This window comes from Streptomyces caeruleatus (assembly GCF_001514235.1).
Classification (GTDB): Bacteria; Actinomycetota; Actinomycetes; order Streptomycetales; family Streptomycetaceae; genus Streptomyces; species Streptomyces caeruleatus.
Map to the genome: position 1 here is coordinate 1109857 of NZ_KQ948924.1, position 16269 is coordinate 1126125.

Annotated in this window: 14 protein-coding genes and 3 pseudogenes; 7 read left to right on the top strand and 10 right to left on the bottom strand. The window is 68.7% G+C overall.

What is annotated here, in order from left to right:
* Nucleotides 1–257: 257 nt before the first annotated feature.
* The gene (locus tag AQJ67_RS04840; RefSeq protein ID WP_062716689.1) at nt 258–1046 is read left to right on the top strand and encodes a S1 family peptidase; all 789 of its coding nucleotides are present in this window, start codon (nt 258–260) and stop codon (nt 1044–1046) included.
* Nucleotides 1047–1205: 159 nt separating this feature from the next.
* Nucleotides 1206–1862, top strand: a complete 657-nt coding sequence (locus AQJ67_RS04845) for a LysE family translocator (protein WP_062716801.1) — start codon at nt 1206–1208, stop codon at nt 1860–1862.
* A gap of 73 nt (nt 1863–1935) precedes the next feature.
* Here AQJ67_RS04845 and AQJ67_RS04850 read toward each other — a convergent pair whose 3' ends face one another.
* A complete protein-coding gene (locus AQJ67_RS04850) occupies nt 1936–3060 on the bottom strand; it encodes a winged helix DNA-binding domain-containing protein (protein WP_062716690.1) in 1125 nt (374 codons plus the stop codon).
* 203 nt (nt 3061–3263) lie between these two features.
* Here AQJ67_RS04850 and AQJ67_RS04855 point away from each other — a divergent pair, with 203 nt between their 5' ends.
* A complete protein-coding gene (locus AQJ67_RS04855) occupies nt 3264–4424 on the top strand; it encodes a magnesium and cobalt transport protein CorA (protein ID WP_079055756.1) in 1161 nt (386 codons plus the stop codon).
* Between the two features lie 319 nt (nt 4425–4743).
* Here the strand turns inward: AQJ67_RS04855 and AQJ67_RS44705 are convergent, their stop codons facing one another.
* A complete protein-coding gene (locus AQJ67_RS44705) occupies nt 4744–5028 on the bottom strand; it encodes a helix-turn-helix domain-containing protein (RefSeq protein ID WP_341846140.1) in 285 nt (94 codons plus the stop codon).
* 239 nt (nt 5029–5267) lie between these two features.
* Nucleotides 5268–5579 (bottom strand): HAD-IA family hydrolase, encoded by a 312-nt coding sequence (locus tag AQJ67_RS04860; protein WP_425264134.1) that lies wholly within the window; start codon nt 5577–5579, stop codon nt 5268–5270.
* A gap of 74 nt (nt 5580–5653) precedes the next feature.
* On the opposite strand from AQJ67_RS04860, the pseudogene AQJ67_RS44710 reads away from it, so the two are divergent.
* Nucleotides 5654–6019, top strand: a pseudogene (locus AQJ67_RS44710) (FAD-binding oxidoreductase); the annotation flags it as partial.
* 139 nt (nt 6020–6158) lie between these two features.
* On the opposite strand, the gene AQJ67_RS04870 reads toward AQJ67_RS44710, so the two are convergent.
* On the bottom strand, nt 6159–6926 hold the full coding sequence (locus tag AQJ67_RS04870; RefSeq protein ID WP_159058710.1) for a methyltransferase: 768 nt from the start codon (nt 6924–6926) through the stop codon (nt 6159–6161).
* Nucleotides 6927–7092: 166 nt separating this feature from the next.
* On the opposite strand from AQJ67_RS04870, the gene AQJ67_RS04875 reads away from it, so the two are divergent.
* From AQJ67_RS04875 to AQJ67_RS04885, 3 genes are read left to right on the top strand one after another with little or no spacing between them, the layout of a single operon-like run.
* Entirely contained in the window at nt 7093–9147 is a 2055-nt protein-coding gene (locus tag AQJ67_RS04875) for an aminotransferase class I/II-fold pyridoxal phosphate-dependent enzyme (protein WP_062716694.1), read from the top strand.
* A complete protein-coding gene (locus tag AQJ67_RS04880; protein ID WP_062716695.1) occupies nt 9144–10112 on the top strand; it encodes an LLM class flavin-dependent oxidoreductase in 969 nt (322 codons plus the stop codon). Before AQJ67_RS04875 ends, AQJ67_RS04880 begins: the two co-directional genes overlap by 4 nt.
* Nucleotides 10113–10141: 29 nt before the next feature.
* On the top strand, nt 10142–10522 hold the full coding sequence (locus tag AQJ67_RS04885) for a cupin domain-containing protein (RefSeq protein WP_062716696.1): 381 nt from the start codon (nt 10142–10144) through the stop codon (nt 10520–10522).
* A gap of 383 nt (nt 10523–10905) precedes the next feature.
* Here the strand turns inward: AQJ67_RS04885 and AQJ67_RS04890 are convergent.
* The 6 genes and pseudogenes from AQJ67_RS04890 to AQJ67_RS04915 form a co-directional block, all read right to left on the bottom strand.
* A pseudogene (locus AQJ67_RS04890) lies at nt 10906–11118 on the bottom strand (ATP-binding protein); the annotation flags it as partial.
* 109 nt (nt 11119–11227) lie between these two features.
* Nucleotides 11228–11686, bottom strand: a pseudogene (locus tag AQJ67_RS44715) (class I SAM-dependent methyltransferase); the annotation flags it as partial.
* A gap of 275 nt (nt 11687–11961) precedes the next feature.
* Complete coding sequence (locus AQJ67_RS50135) at nt 11962–13506, bottom strand: BTAD domain-containing putative transcriptional regulator (RefSeq protein WP_341846141.1); 1545 nt, start codon at nt 13504–13506, stop codon at nt 11962–11964.
* Complete coding sequence (locus tag AQJ67_RS50140) at nt 13409–13906, bottom strand: hypothetical protein (RefSeq protein WP_341846138.1); 498 nt, start codon at nt 13904–13906, stop codon at nt 13409–13411. Before AQJ67_RS50140 ends, AQJ67_RS50135 begins: the two co-directional genes overlap by 98 nt.
* 33 nt (nt 13907–13939) lie before the next feature.
* On the bottom strand, nt 13940–14929 hold the full coding sequence (locus AQJ67_RS04910; RefSeq protein WP_062716701.1) for a beta-ketoacyl-ACP synthase 3: 990 nt from the start codon (nt 14927–14929) through the stop codon (nt 13940–13942).
* A 17-nt stretch (nt 14930–14946) separates the two neighbouring features.
* The gene (locus AQJ67_RS04915; RefSeq protein WP_062716702.1) at nt 14947–16224 is read right to left on the bottom strand and encodes a cytochrome P450; all 1278 of its coding nucleotides are present in this window, start codon (nt 16222–16224) and stop codon (nt 14947–14949) included.
* Nucleotides 16225–16269 lie beyond the last annotated feature (45 nt).

The following is a 16269-nucleotide window of genomic DNA, read 5'->3' on the forward strand; positions in this document are numbered from 1 at the left end:
GTTCAGGGTGCCGTACACCCCCTGACGGTGCGTGAGTTCACCCGTCCTTGTCGGTCGGTGGAGGTTTGACCGAACCCGACCGAGGGTTTTCCCTGCCCAACTCCCTTAGGGGGTTCCCTCATTGGGAAGGGGAACTTCCGGGACCTACCTTGAGTGCGTGCCGCTCGCCGGGCACACGGGGGTCGGTCCCGCGGCCCTCGTGCACAACCCCCCACACCCGCGCGACCCCCCACCGGCAATTCCCCCTGAGGAGTCTCATGTTCGGGCTCACCCGTGCCAGAAAGACCGCCGTCGTCGCGGCGACCGCTGCCGCCGCCGCGACCGCACTGCTCAGCGCCCCCACCGCCGAGGCCGCCTCCTCGCGCATCGTGGGCGGCACCACGACCACGACGACCGCGTACCCGTTCATGATGCAGATCACGGACGCCTCGCAGAACCAGTTCTGCGGCGGCACGCTGGTCTCGGCCACCAAGGTCGTCACCGCGGCCCACTGCATGGCCGGCGAGTCCACCAGCAGCGTCCGCGTCGTCGGCGGCCGCACCTACCTCAACGGCACGAACGGCACCGTCGCCCGGGTCAGCGACATCTGGGTCCACCCGGACTACACGGACGTCACCGAGGGCAACGACGTGGCCGTGCTGACCCTGTCCACGTCGATGCCGTACACGCCGGCGTCGTACGTCGACTCCTCGGACACCGGCGTGTACGCGGCCGGCACCACCGCCCGCATCATCGGCTGGGGCACCACCTCCTCGGGTGGCAGCTCCTCCAACCAGCTGCGCACGGCGACCGTGCCGACGGTCTCCGACTCCAGCTGTGCGAGCTCCTACGGGTCGGACTTCCTCTCGTCCGACATGGTCTGCGCCGGATACACCTCCGGCGGCGTCGACACCTGCCAGGGCGACAGCGGCGGTCCCCTGATCATCGGGGGCGCCCTGGCAGGGATCACTTCCTGGGGCGAGGGTTGCGCCCAGGCCGGTTATCCGGGCATCTACACCCGGCTGACCACGTTCTCGGACGAGGTGACCGAGCAGGTCGAGTCCTGACCGGAAGCGTCGTCCAGAAGGTCTCCCGAGCACACCTCGGGGTGAAGACCAGGGGGCGTTGCGGGCCTCCACGAGCGGCCCGCAACGCCCCCTGTCCATGTCCGTGCGTCCCGGGTTTGAATGGCCGGAACCGTACGGAGATGATGCGAGGTGACGGGCATGGTGTCGACCGATCGACTGCTGGCCTTCGCGGCCATGTCGCTCCTGGTGGTCCTGATCCCGGGCCCCAGCGTGCTGTTCGTCATCGGACGGGCCCTGGCCCACGGCCGCCGCACGGCCCTGGCGACGGCCCTCGGCAACGTCTTCGGCTCGTATCTGCTGGTCGTCGCGGTCGCGGTGGGCGTCGGCTCGCTGGTGGAACAGTCCGCGGCGGTCTATCTCGGGGTCAAGCTGGCGGGCGCCGCATACCTCGTGTTCCTTGGCGTCCAGGCGTTCCGGCACCGCAAGGAGCTGCGCGTGACGGCGACCGAACCGTCCTCGGCGCGCCCGGTTCGCCCTGCCCGCGGAGATCTGCGCACGATCCTCGACGGCGCCCTGGTCGGCGTCACCAATCCCAAGGGCGTCGTGTTCTTCGCCGCCGTACTCCCCCAGTTCGTCGACCAGTCCGCGGGCCAAGTCCCGTTGCAGATGCTGCTACTGGGCCTGATCCCGATCACGATCGGCCTGGTCACGGACACCCTGTGGGGCCTGACCGCCTCCGCCACCCGCACCTGGTTCGCCCGCTCGGACCGCCGGCTGTCGCTGATCGGCGGGGCAGGCGGATTCACCATGATCGGGCTGGGCCTGACGGTGGCGGTGACGGGCCGGACGGACTGAGACCGCCGCACGGGGGCAGCGACACGGAGGCAGCGGCACGGAGGCAGCAACACCACAGGCTGCAATGCGCGCCCTAGGGGATGACGCTCCCGAACCGGACGTCGTACGCCTTCTCCGAGTGCAGCACCCGCAGCATCCGCTCCCCCTCCTCCGCCACCTCCGCCCGCTGCTGCCTGCTCAGCTCGGTGAACGGCTCGATGACGAGGGCGTCGCCGAGGATCCGCCACACGCCCGCGAGGAAGCCGTCGACGAGGAGCGGGCAGTAGAAGGTGTTGGCCTGCCAGGTGCGGCCGCGGTTCGCGGGCGGGATCACGCGGGCGCGGTCGGCGTGGGAGAGGAGCAGATTGTCGAACTCGGGCAGGAAGCGGGGCGGGGCCGGGGTGTCCGGGTCGGGGCGCGGGGCGTCGGGGAGGTCGAAGAGCTCGACGCCGTTCTCGTCCTGGAAGGTGAGCAGCCGGGGGCGGAGCCGTTCGAAGGCGGCGCGCATCCGGGTCAGCCCTGACCAGGTCTGCATGTCCTTCACGGAGGCCGGCCCGAAGGCGGCCAGATAACGCAGCACCGTGTCGTCCGGGGAGGCGGCCTGCCCTGCGGGACGGCCCAGCCAGTGCTCGACGGTGGTGAGGGCGACCTGGGCGCTGCGGCCCCACAGTCCGCGCGGGGTGACCTGGACGAGGGGAAGCTTGCAGCGGGCGGCGACGGCCAGGGACTGCGGGTCCGCGTCCGGCCACTGGGCACTCAGGGCCTCGCGCAACTGCTTCATGGTGCGCGGCCCGTCCTCGACGAGGTCACGGGCGAGGCCGGCGAGCCGGTCCAGGTCGACGCCGGCCAGACCCTTGCGGAAGAGGTTCACCTCGCGGTCCCGGGCGGGCTGGACCAGCGGGCGCAGGGTGAGGCTGTCGTCGGCGGTGTGCAGATGGATCGTCGAGCGCAGGGTGACGATGCGTACGGCGGCGCGGTCGGCCAGCGGCCCGGCGAGGTCCTCGGGCGTGAAACCGTCGAGGCGGGCGGCGAGCGCGTAGTACGGCGGTTTGACCTCCTGGGCCTGGAGCCCGACGAGGTGTTCCACGGCCGCCATGGCGGACAGCGGCGAGCGGCGCAGCAGGAGCTGCCGTTCGAGGGTGGCGCGGTTGAGGGCGCGGGTGGTGAGGACGGGGGCGGTTCGGGCCACCGCTTTCGCTGCCTTGGTCGACTTCGTCATGCTCCGCACGCTAGTGAGGCTTGCGGACAGCCGCGGTCCGCAACTCTCACGGAATCCGTGATCGCCCGACCCCGCCCTGGTCATTCGCCCCGTATATCCTGCTCCGTGATCACACCCACGCACGCGCACAGGCACAGGCACAGGCACACCTGCACGCACGCACACCTACACGTACTCGTCGTCTCGTCCGGGAGGCAGCCGCGATGTCCGAGCGACGCGCCCGCCCAGCCTCGAAGAATTCCATGAAGTCCGTCTGGCGCCGAGCCCTGACTCCGCCACAGCCCCCGGAGCCGCCGGCCCCGGCCCCGTCGCCTCCCTCGTCGCCGGCCGATTCCAGCGAGGTGGCGAGTGTCGTGGAGGCGGCGCTGTACCAGGACGGAGTCCGGGTCTCCTCCCCCGCCACCCTCGCCGAGACCTTCCGTGAGCTGCGCGACCAGCCGTCCGGCATGGCCTGGATCGGCCTGGCCCGCCCCACCGAGGCCGAGCTCCTCTCCCTCGCCGCGGAGTTCGACCTGCACCCGCTCGCGGTCGAGGACGCGATGGAGGCCCACCAGCGGCCCAAGCTGGAGCGCTACGGCGACACCCTCTTCGTGGTCCTGCGCGCGGCCCGCTACCTGGACGCACCCGAGGAGGTCGACTTCGGCGAACTCCACGTCTTCGTCGGCCCCGACTTCGTGATCACGGTCCGCCACGGCGCCGCCCCCGACCTCTCGGCGGTGCGCCGCCGCATGGAGGAGACCCCGGAGCTGCTCAAACTCGGTCCCGAGGCGGTGCTCTACGCGATACTGGACGCCGTGGTCGACGGCTACGTTCCGGTCGTGACGGGCGTCCAGAACGACATCGACGAGATCGAGACCGAGGTCTTCCGCGGCGACCCCGAGGTCTCCCGCCGTATCTACGAACTCTCCCGCGAAATGGTCGAGTTCCAGCGCGCCACCCGCCCCCTCGTCGGCATGCTGCACGGCCTGATGGCCGGCTTCTCCAAGTACGGCACGGACGAGGAACTCCAGCGCTACCTCCGCGACGTCGCCGACCACGTCACCCACACCAGCGAACGCGTCGACGGCTTCCGCCAGGCCCTCACGGAAATCCTCACGGTCAACGCGACGCTGGTCACGCAGCAACAGAACGCGGAGATGCGGGCGTTGGCGGAGGCGGGGTTCGAGCAGAACGAGGAGATCAAGAAGATCTCGTCGTGGGCGGCGATTTTGTTCGCTCCGACGCTGGTCGGGACGATCTACGGGATGAACTTCACGCACATGCCGGAGCTGCACTGGGTGCTCGGATACCCCTTTGCGATCGTCCTGATGGCTGTGGTTTGCACTAGTTTGTACGTCATCTTCAAGCGGCGAGATTGGCTCTGAGTAACCACTGGGCGAGGGGCCACTCAACAGGTCGGAGACCCCCGATCGCGGACGCCTCAAACGTCTCTGCGGCGCTGGGGAGATTCTGGGGAGAATCAAACGCACTCCGCTTCACCGCTTCCCTCCCCCACTGGGACCGCCGGCCTCGACCCAACTTCCCGCAGCCCCGGCCAGCGGCAGCACCGATCGTCACTCAGAGTAAGAGTCTTACCGGGCCATAGAACGCCAAGGAGGGGCGCAGCGATGTTGCGCCCCTCCTTCTTGCGGGCTCCGAGGAATCGCCTCTGCTGTGCGGCCACAGCGGCCTTGGAAGGTCGGCTCAACAGGGCGTCAATGGCTCTACGGCCCTTGCCGCCAGCCTCGGGCATGAAGTGGGCGTAGTCTCCGCATCGCCGAAGACCATCCCCCAGGCGCGCGTGAGGACTCCGCCTGTCTCCAGAACGGCGTCGAGGCGCTCGGCGAGGTCTCGCGGACACTTGTACTGACCCTTCTCGATTTTCGAGATCGCATCCGGGCTGACCTGCACCATCGGCCCTAACTGCGCGGCGCGGAGCCCCGGACATCGCTTGCGCCAGTACCGCAGTCCCTTGGTCGCGATGCGGATATCTCAGCTCTCCGCATCCGGATCTGCACGCGGGTCTCGCGGCCTGACTGAATGGTTGCCGACCGGTTCCACCCCAGTACACACCGCAGGCAAACCTCAAAGGTGACGATTCCGCCAGCCCGAAGTGGATCTGTGATGGCCAACCTCTTGGAAGTGACCCTCGTGCCAGCAACCGGCGTACGCGCGACGACGCGCAGCAAGCTGGGGTCGGGGTGGTGGCGCGTGGGGCGGCCCTCGGGTCAGGCACAAGGGCTGTTGGCCGGCGCGGGCAGCAACTCGTGCGCCAGGTCTACGGGTTGGCTCGTGTAGTGCAGGATGCGCAGGCCAAGGCGGGAAGCGGTGTCGCAGGTGTCCGCCCGGTCGTCGACGAACAACACCCGTCCCGGATCGGGGATGCCGGTGGCCGCCACGGCCTGTTCGTACGCTGCCGGATCGGGCTTGCACCGGCCCAGGCGGGCCGAGTACACGGCATCGGTCATCAGCTCCCGCCGCCAGTCGGTCGCGTCGAGGACGTCGGCGAGGAAGTGCGGGGCGTTGGAGAGCAGCACCATGGGCAGTCCGGCTGCGCGGCGCGGGACAGGATGGCGAGGACGTCGGGGTCGGTGCGGGTCCACATGGCGGTGTCCGCGGTGCCACTCGGCGAGGGCGGCGAGGCGCGAACGCCGTCGACGGCTGCGTCGTGCTGTCCACCGAGCAGATGACCCGAATCCTCGAGATCGACCCCGTGGAGCGCCTCGCCGTCGTCGAGCCGAGCGGGGTCAACGACCATCTGCGCGCCGCGGCTGCCGAGAAGGGCCTGTGGTACCCGCCGGACCCGGCCGGTTCCCCGTGGTCGACGATCGGCGGCAACGTCGCGACGAACGCGGGGGGGGGCGTCTGCTGCGTGAAGTACGGGGTCACCCGGGACTACGTACTCGCCGTGGAGATGGTCACCGGCACGGGCGCCCTCGTGCGGCTGGGACGGCGGACCGCGAAGGGGGTCACCGGGTACTGCTTCCCCTTGCAGGGCTTACGACTCAAGATCAGCTACAACACGAAGACCTCCGATTCTGCTGGGCCCGCGAAAGCGCGAGGTTAATTCCGGGATGAAACAGCGGAGAAGACGACCTCTCAGCGAGGCGGTGACCACGTCACCGTGTGACGGTTCGCGGGACGAGGACCAGCGTCCTGTCGTCCCGTGGGTCGCTCGACGAGGTCACATCGAGCAGGCGGCTGGTGACCCCCTCACCGTGCAGAATGTCGAGAAATTTCCGCATATACGGATAGGGGCGCCCCGACGAGTCGTTGAGCGGATGGAGCCGCACCTGTCCGCAGCACACCCGGAGCAGTTCGCGTACTGCGGAAAGGTGGAAGTCCAGGTCGAATCGGTCGGTATAGGAGAAAAGCAGGAAACCTGAGATCACCAGCGTGAACTCCCGGTCAGGAAAGGGAAGCGCGGGCAGGGCTGCGGATACATAGTGCCCCGATCCCTCCGTCCGGCACCGCCGGTAGTCGGAGAGGAACCCCTCGGCTGTAGCCCGCCACGCCGCGGCGAGTGGCCACGGGGCGCCCGGCCGCAGCCCGAAGCGGTCGGGCTGCGCATGCACCCAGGCGTTGACGCGTGCCTGTTCACCGTCGACCAGCCGACCGAGCTCCTGCGGGCTCAAGGCGTACTGCGGATCGGCGCTCACCGCGCGGCCGCCCAGCTCTCGGATGCGCGCACCGAAGTCGCTGGCTCCACCCGGGCAGTCAAGCACTTTCCCGGACCGCAACAAGGACGGGTCCAGAGCGAAGTGTTCGCAGTACTCGGTAAAGCTTCTAGAGCTGACGAGTATTTCTCCCGTAAAGGTTTTCCCAATATTTTCGGTCACGCGGTAAAGATAGCGTTCGTGCTGGTCTATCGAATGCCATTCACTCACTTTGGCTGAAAGTTTTCCACGCCTGCTCGGGCGCAGCAGCCTAATATGCCCCCTGTCTGCAATTTACTTGAACGCTGAAATCACTCTGCGAGAAAGGTCTCTAATGTTTGAATCGGCTGGTGTCGACTACGCGGGAGAGGGGACCGGTACTCCGGTCACTGAGGACATGCTCCGGCTGCACCAGAATGAGTCCCCCTACAGGCTCCCCGACCGCGTCCTGGACCGGCTCAGCGAGGAACTGGCGCACCGCAGCCAGCGGTACCCGGCGGCCGAGTCCGCGCACTTACGCCGCGCCATCGCCGATCATCTCGGCTGCGCCCCGGAACAGGTCGCTGTCGGCAACGGCGTGGACGAGCTGATCCATCTCGCGGTGTCGGCCTTCGGACGCGAGGGCGGGATCGCCGTGCCCGCCGGTACCTTCCCCGGCTACTGGCTCGCCTGCACCGCAGCCGGCCACGACCCGCTCAAACTACCGGCAGGCGAGGACGTCAAGGGCACCGCCGACGCCATCGTCGCTGCGTGCGAGCAGGGTGCCGCGCTGGTGTTCCTCTGCAACCCTCACAACCCCACCGGGGCCCTGCTCGGCCCAGACGACCTCGCCCGCGTGCTGGACGCCGCCGACGCCCATGGAAGCGTAGTGGTCGTGGACGAGGCGTACATGGACTTCGTCGCTGATGAGAAGGTGTCCGCCGTCGAGGAGGCCCTCAGTGGACGGCACGCGCTTGTGTTGCGCACCTTCTCCAAAGCGTGGGGGCTGGCGTCGCTGCGTGTGGGGTACGCCGTCGGCCCGGAGGGCCTGGTCGGCCGGCTCTGGCGGGCGCGACAGTCCATGCCGTTCCACGTCAACCGGTTGGCCCAGGTGGCGGTGCCCACGCTGCTGGCGGAACAGGACTTCCTGCCGTCTGTCCGCCGCAGGACGGACGAGGCACGCGCCGTGCTCTACGGCCTGCTCGACGAGCGCGGCATCCGCCGCCTCCCCTCGGCAGCCAATTTCGTCATGGTCGAGGCGGGACCGGACAGCACGGACACGACCCGCCGCCTGGCACACGAACATGGCATCCTGGTGCGGGACTTGGCCCCCTTCGGACGCCCCGGCTGGCTGCGCGTCACCCTGAGCACGCCGACGGACATGGAACGCTTCGCCGACGCGCTCGCCGCGCTCCGCGACGGTCAGCCCGAGGCAGTGGACCACATCCCGCACTGGCTGCGGCCGGTCCCCACACTGCAGCCCATGGAACCGGCCGCCCTCTTCAACGGCTACATCGGAGCCCAGGTCGCCTTCGCCCTGCACCGCCTGGGTGTCTGGTCCGCGCTCGGCGACCGGCCCGTCGAGGTCTCCACCCTCGCCCGCGAGGTGGGCGTGCCCGAGGGTCGGCTCCGCGCCCTGCTGCGGACCGCCGCCCTCCTGGGCCACGTCCGGCTGCTCGAAACCGCTGCGGCGATCACCGACGCCGGACGCGCGCTCGTCGAGCAGATCGGTCTCTTCGTCTGGGGCGTGGGTGGCTATGGAAGCCTCCTGGCCAACCTGCACGGCCTGGCCACCGGCGAGGTCGCCTACGGTGCGGAGGTCCGCCGCGACGAGGGGCTGGTCGCGGTGGGCGCGGGCGAGGCGGACCGCTCCCTCATGCGGCAGGCCGAGGCCGCGGTCCTCGGCGACCTCGACTTCGTCACGATGGCCGACATCGGCTGCGGCGACGCCACCCGGCTGATGCGGCTGTGTGAGGCAGACGACCGGCGCCGCGGCATAGGCATCGACATCAGCGAGGCCGCCTGCGCGCTGGCCACCGACCGAGTCCGCGCTGCGGGCCTTGCCGACCGGGTCCGGATCGTCCGCGAGAACGTGCTCGACACGCTCAGCACCCGCACCTTCCCTGAGGTCGATCTCGTCACCGGCTTCCTGATGCTGCATGATCTCTTTGCCACCGACGACGACCATGCGGCCGTCCTGCGCTCCATCCGCACGGCCTTCCCCAACGCCACGCACTTCCTGTTCGCCGACACCGCCGTCCAGGATTGGGAGCACCACAGCGGGCCCCAGCCCATCTTCAGCCTGGAGTTCGAACTGGTCCACGCGGTGATGGGCGTTCCGCTGCACACGAAGGGAACGTACCTGCGGGCCTTCGCCGACGCGGGCTTCCGGCTGGAACGGTGCGAACCGCTCGGCGTGCCGTCCACCTGGGCCTTCCTGCTGTCGGTACCCGGGGCGGGGCAAGAGCGGTGATCGACGCCTGGACCTTCGAACAGCTCAACGTCTCCGCGGAGTCGGACCCGCTCAAGTTCGACGCCCGGCAGTGCGCCGACGAGTACGCCTGGCGGCTGGACTGCGCGGTGCGGGCGGAGAACCTGGGATTCACCGGGGTGTTCTTCAGCGAACACCACTTCCAGGGACTGCGGGTCTGCCCCGCGCCCGGACAGTTCGCCGCCGCAGTCGCCGCCCGCACCAGCACCCTGCGTATCGGGTTCCTCGGCCTGGTGCTGCCGCTGTGGCAACCCTGGAGGGTCGTGGAGGAGATCGGAACCCTGGACCAGATCAGCAACGGCCGCGCCGAACTGGGCGTGGCCAGGGGAACCGGCCCCGCCGAGGCTGAGGCGGTCGGCATCCCTGCCGAGGAGACGGGCCCGCGCTACGAGGAGGCCCTCGACATCCTCGACCGGGCGCTGGCCGAGCCGTCCTTCTCCCATCACGGGCGATTCTGGTCCTTCGACCAGCTCACCGTCGTACCGCGCCCGGTGCAGAACCCGCCGCCGCGGCCATGGACGGCGGCCCGCAGCACCCACTCGGCAGCGTCGGCGGGCCACCGGGGACACCGCCTGTGCAGCGCCTTCCTGCCCACCGAGCAGATCACCGAGATCTTCGACGCCTACCGCGCCGCCGCCGACCGCCGAGGACGCCGCCCCCGGCCCCGCGACCTGGCGCTCCGCCGCACCGTGTTCGTGGCAGCCAGCAGCGCCGCGGCCGCCGACCGCAGCGAGTCCGCCCGGCGTCTTCTCCCCGACCTCCCCGCCTCCGACATCGTCGCCGGAACCCCCTCCGAGGTCGCCGAACAACTCATCCATCAGGCCCGCGAGACCGGCGCCGCGAACGTCATCGGGTTCTTCGCCGGTGACTGGCTCGACCGCCCGGCCGTGGAGGAGTCCTACCGCCTCTTCGGAGAGCAGGTCATCCCAGCCCTCCGCCGCTGCTGAGCCACTCCACTTCGACGAAAGGCAGACACATGACACGGAACGCCCTACCGACCTCGGCCGGCCCCCTCCCCGCCCTGCGCGAGGTCTCCGGACACCACACACCAGTGCCTTTCCTGCTCACTCGGGACATGTTCGGCGGCATCCCCGTCGAATTCGCCGGCGCCGAGATCAGCGACCTCGTAGACCGCCCCGTCGCCGAGCCCCACGTCCACGACACCTCGGAGATCTACCTGCTCTTCTCCATAGAGCCGGGAGGGGCGACCATAACCGTCGAAGTCGAAGGGGAGAGCCATACCTTGGTCTCCCCCGCCGCCTTCTACGTCCCCGCAGGCACCCGCCACCGCTTTATCACCCGGTCCGCAGCACCCGGCAGCTACTGCTTCGGGCTCTTCGTCGACATCACTTCCTGACTTCGCGCTGTCGAAGTCACCACGCGGACCCGGTGAGGTCGTCATGGCCATAGAGCACCGCCCCACCAGCGGTGGTCACCTCATCATCAGCAACGTTCGGATCGACAACGTGAGAGAACCCATGCAGCAGACCGTGAAGGTCATCGGTATGGGGGATCGCCCCGCCCGCATTCCACCGCGGAGCGTGCCAGGGTCATTGCCTGATCGAGATCTGTCTGGGTGCATCACGCGAGACCGAGGGCTCGTAGGGTCGGTGGTAGTCCCGGCTGGTGCGGCGGAGGGCGGCGGCGATGTTGGTCTGGCCGTGTGGACGTTCACGTGTTTCCCCGGGGCTGAGTTCACGTAATTCCCCAGCCCGGGGCGCCGATGGCGGCTACTTGACCGACGGCTTGGCTGGTGTTGATGAGCCGGTCGAGGAGGGACTCGGCGACGACGGGGTTAGGGAAGAGGGGATACCAGTCGCTGGGCGCCCGGTTGCTCGTGATGATCAGGGACCGCCCCTGCCGCTCGCTGACGAGTTCGTAGAGGTCGTCGGCGTGGGCCGCTGAGAGCTGGCGCATGGCGAAGTCGTCGAGGATGAGCACGTCGGGCCGTACGCATCCGCCGGGCAGCAGCCCGCACCTGCCCATAACTCATCTGCGGGTCGGCGACCGGCATGTCCTGCGGGCCACGCGCACGACGCAGCACCTTCGTGATCCGCACGATCGGGGCAGCCGCGATCAACGCCGCCCACTCCGTCACGCTCGCCTCGCGGGCCAGACCGACCACCACCAGCATGCCGCCAGGCCGCAGCAGCTCACACATACGGACGAGGGCCGCCTCGAAGTCCATGTGATGGATCGTGGTCACCGAGCAAACGAAGTCGTACCCCGCAGCAGGAAGTTCCGCGGTGAGGAAGTCTCCCTCGACGAAGGTGAGTTGCGAGTCGCCAGCAACCGACTCGCGTGCACAGGCGATCATGTTCGGCGACCGGTCGATCCCGGTGACGTGTTTCACCCGCCCAGCGAGCTTCCGTGCCAGCAGCCCGTCCCCGCAGCCAACGTCCAGGGCATCGCCGCACCCCTCGGGAACAGACCGGAGGATGCCCGGGTGCCGGGCGACGTTGGTGTTCCAGTACGGCTCTGCGGCGGGCTGGCGCATCGGATCATCGTAGAGGCCGGTCATGGCATGACGAGTACACACCGAATCAATCCGCCACCGTGGCAGCTGACGACGGCCGCGACGCCGGGCCCAAGCGGCTACCAGGACTCGACCAGGAGGGCATCGGCTTCAACGTCCGAAAGGAGGTTCACAGTCGTTGATCGCCCGAGACGCTGCGTGAGGACCTCGCGGACCTGTACCTGGAGTCTCCCTGCGGCCTGCCGGGTGCACGCCTGCCCAGACCGTCCGCCCGCACGCCTGAATGCGACATCTCAGCCCGCCTGCTGAACGCACCGGGGTCACGAGCGGGCCAGTGTGATGTCGACGTCGACGTCCAGGACGAAGCGGGGAGCGACGTGCAGATCCTGCCGCTGGTCGAGGATCGCATGGTGGAGTTCGCGGAGGCGCCAGTGTGGTTCCACGCCGAGTTCCTCGACCAGGAGGCGGCGGAGGGACTGGTAGGCGGCCAGGGCCTCGGACTGTCGGCCGGAGCGGTAGAGGGCGAGCATCAACTGGCCGTGGAATTGCTCCCGGTACGGGTGGTCCGAGACGAGCTGGGAGAGTTCGTGGACGAGCCAGGCATGCCGGCCGAGGCAGAGCTCCGCGTCGATTCGGGCCCCGAGTGCGGCGAACAACCGTTCGTTGAGGCTGTCTGCCGACCTGCTGAGGAACAGCGATTCGGTGAGACCCAGGAACGCTGGGCCGCGCCAGATCCGCAATGCTTGGCGTAACCTGCTCAGCGCCGCCTGATAATCCCCCCGCAGCAAGAGGACGAATCCCTCCTTGGAAAGTCGGTCGAAATTGTTCACGTCGATTTCATCCGGGTCACTGCGCAGGGTATAACCCGGGCGAACAAAGGTGATGCGTTCACCCTTCTCCCCGAGACCACCCATCAACACCTTCCGCAGGTCGTGGACATAGACCTGGATGATCTTCTCTGCGGTACGGGGCGGGCGATCCCCCCACAGGGTGTCCATGAGGTCGGCCACCGGGACGACCCTGTTCGCCTGGCAGATCAGCCGGGCCAGCAGCACCTGTTGTTTATGGGCTCCTATCGGCAGTTTCCCATGCGTTCCACGGATTTCCATGGCGCCCAGCACGGAGAACGTCGGTTCGGACTGTGCTATCACTACTGTCCTTCCATGGGGGAAGCCCTGACCGCGGGTGCGCGTCGGACATGGAGGATGCGTACTGATTGAAAGTTCAAGACTCCACGGGGAAATATAGTGCCTGGTGCCAGCAATGGAGAAGAACACCTTTGAGCTTTTAACAAAATGGTCAATCGCCCGGGGAGGCGTAGGGGTCGAGCGCGTCCTCAGAAGGGTGTTCGTGTCGAAGACCGTGGTGCGGTTTCGGTGTCGGGCCGCCGGAGCGGGGGTGACGCAGAGCGCCATCAGGTCCATCAGGTCCGGTCCCAAGTCGGCCTCCCCCAGTTGCTGGGACCCGCCCTCACGGCGGGCCTGCTCCGGATGGTCCGCGGTGACCAGCGCGGACTTGAGGACCGGCAGCGGGATCTCGACCTTGCCAGGCGGATCGGCGCCTACGGCGTTGATGTGGACGTGCGGTCGCAGGTTCTCGCCGAGGAGCACCGGGGCGTCGCCCACGCCGACCGAAGTGACCGTACAGATGATGCCGGCGGACGATTCCAGGTCGGCCAGGGCGGCTGCCGGGCTGAGTCCGCGTCCAGGAACTTGACGCGGGCGCGGGCGGGGAAGGTCGCGGTGCGGCTCTCGTCCGTGTCGTGGATCAGGATGCGTTCCAGTGGGAAGACCTGCTGAGGACTTGGGCCTGGGGCACCGCCCGGGCGCCGGCTCCCACGATCCCGAGGACCCGGCTCGCCGGATCGGCCAGCAGGCGGCCGGCGACGGCCGACGCCGCGCCGGTGCGGATCGCCGTCAGCAGGCCGCCGTCGGCGCGGGCCGGCAGCCGGCCGGTGAGGTCGTCGAAGCGGCCCGGCGTGGCGCCGATCGTGGGCAGGCCGTGGCCGTCCGGGTTCGAGGGGGTGTACGACACGATCTTGATCGTGACCGCCCGGCCCGGCTGGTGGTGCGGCATCCACTCCATGACCCCGGTGCTGCCCGGGCCCCGCTGAAAACCGCCCCTGGCCGGGGAGCGGGCATCGGACTCCCCGGCCAGGGCGAATCGGGTGCGCAGCCGGTCGGTGGTCAGGTCCATGAAGCGATTCGAGCCAAACGTCCTGACGACACCGGCGACATGCGCCTCAGTGAGCAACAGGGTTTCCACGCGCGCGCTCCACAGCGGTGGGGACGGTACCGGTCAGGGCAGGAGCACGACCTGTGCCGCGTACGAGAGTCCGGCGCCGTAACCGGCCAGCAGGGCCAGGCTCCCGCTGCGCAGCACACCGATCTCCAGCAGTTGTGACACGGCCAGGGGGATCGACGCGGCGGAGGTGTTGCCGGAGTGGATCACGTCGCGGGCCACAGTCACCTGCCCGGGCAGCTCCATCCGTTCGACCATGGTGTCGATCATGCGCAGGTTGGCCTGGTGCGGGACGAACGCATCAAGATCGGCCGCCTCGACCCCGGCCTCGGCCAGTGCCCTGCGGGCGACGGTGGGCATGGTCTCGATGGCCCACCGGTACACGTCCTGCCCTTCCATCCGCATGGCCGGCCAGCGCCGCTCCGGATCGTCGCGGTACTCCAACCAGCTCGCGTCATGGGCGATCAGCGAGGCCCGGCCGCCGTCGGAGCCCCAGACCGTGGGGCCGATGCCCGGCTCGTCGGAGGGGCCCACCACCACGGCGCCCGCTCCGTCCGCGAACAGGAAGCCGCACGACGGGTCGTCGGGGGCGACGATGTCCGTCATGCGCTCGGAACCGACCACCAGCACATGGTCGGCCTGGTTACTGCGCACCAGCGAGCCCGCGAGCGAGAGGGCGTGACAGAAGCCGGAGCATGCCGCGTCCAGGTCCAGGGCGGCCGCCGTACTGCCGATCCGATGCGCCAACCGCGGCGCCGAGGGCGGGCTCTGGTGCAGGTCCGACATGGAGGCGAGCAGCACCACGTCCACCCCGGCGGGCGGGACGGCGGCGGCCGCCAGGGCCTTCGTCGAGGCCTGCACGGCCATCTCCAGCACCGTCTCGTCCGGCGCGGCGTAGCGCCGTTCGACGATGCCGGTGCGGCGGCGGATCCATTCGTCGGTACGCCCGGTCACGGCTGCCAGGTCCGCGTTCCGCACGATCCGCGGAGGGCGGTAGGCGCCGACTCCCAGGATGCGGGAGTACCGGGTTGCAGCTCGGTTCGGCATCACTGGTCAGCCTTCCCTCAGGCCCGGGAGCGGGCGGCATCGGCGTCGAAGGCGCAGTTCATGCGCTTGATGCCGTTGATGTGGTTCGTCAGCAGCCGGTCCGGCTCGCCCACGGAGCGGATGTCCGGGATCCGGGTGAGCAACTCCTTGTAGAAGGCGGCGAGTTCCATGCGGGCGAGCTGCGCACCCAGGCAGTAGTGCGGGCCACCGCCGAACGCCTGGTGCGGATTCGGGGACCGGGTGATGTCGAACTCTTCGGGCCGGTCGAAGACCGTTTCGTCACGGTTCGCGGACCAGAAGAACAACAGGACCTTGTCGCCCTTCTTGTACTGGTGTCCGTTCATCTCGTGATCACAGGTGAGCGTCCTGCGCATCCAGATGCCCGGCGACGACAGCCGGAATATCTCCTCGATCGCCCCGGGCAGGTAGCGGTCCAGGTCGGACAGCAGGAGTTCCCGCTGGTCCGGGTTGTCGGTGAGCAGTTTCAGGCCGTGCGAGATGGAGTTGCGGACCGTTTCACTGCCCGCGACCAGCAGGATGATGAAGAACGACGCGAGTTGCGCGTCTGTGAGGCCGTCCCCGTCCTGGTGGGCGTTGACCAGTGCCGAGGTCAGGTCCCCGGTGGGAGTGCGCTTACGCTCCTCGCCGATCTCCAGCATCAGGTCCTTCAGATCCCGGCCGGCACGGAGGAACGTGAGGTGTTGCTCGCGCGGGGTCCGGCCGAGGTACTCCGGGTCGTAGCCTGCCGCGATGATGTTCGAGCACCTCAGAACCAGGTCGTAGCTCGAACGGCCGACCCCCATCATGTCGTTGATGAAGTTCAGGGGGACACGCGCCGACGCCTGGGCGACGAAGTCTCCCGGCCCGGCCTCGATCAGTCCTCCGACGACCTCCGAGACCAGGCCCTGGAGATCCCCCGAGATCCTCTGCATCATGCGTGGAGAGAATGACCGGGAAACAATTCCGCGTATCTTCGCGTGTCGGGGATCATCCATATTGAAGAGCGATCCGTAGAATTCGTTGAATTCATCCGGCATGTCGGAGATCGTGAGTGCGCTGGGCTCCGAGCTGAATATCCTGGGATTTCGGTCCGCCTCCAGCACATCGGCGTAGCGGACCAGCGCGTAGTAGCCGGCACCGACGCCCCAGGTGCTCGGGGGCTCGGCGAAGTGCCGGGGGTGGGGCTGCTCGCGCAGCACCCTGAACGCCGCCGCCCGGTCTTCGAGCGAGCGGCCCCAGAATTGGATCGAGGAAAGGTCGATGTCCTCTGCGTCACTGATCGTCCGAGTTGCCACGGCGGGCGCTCCTTTGACCGTTCGTGAGGGGGGTGAGAGGGGCGG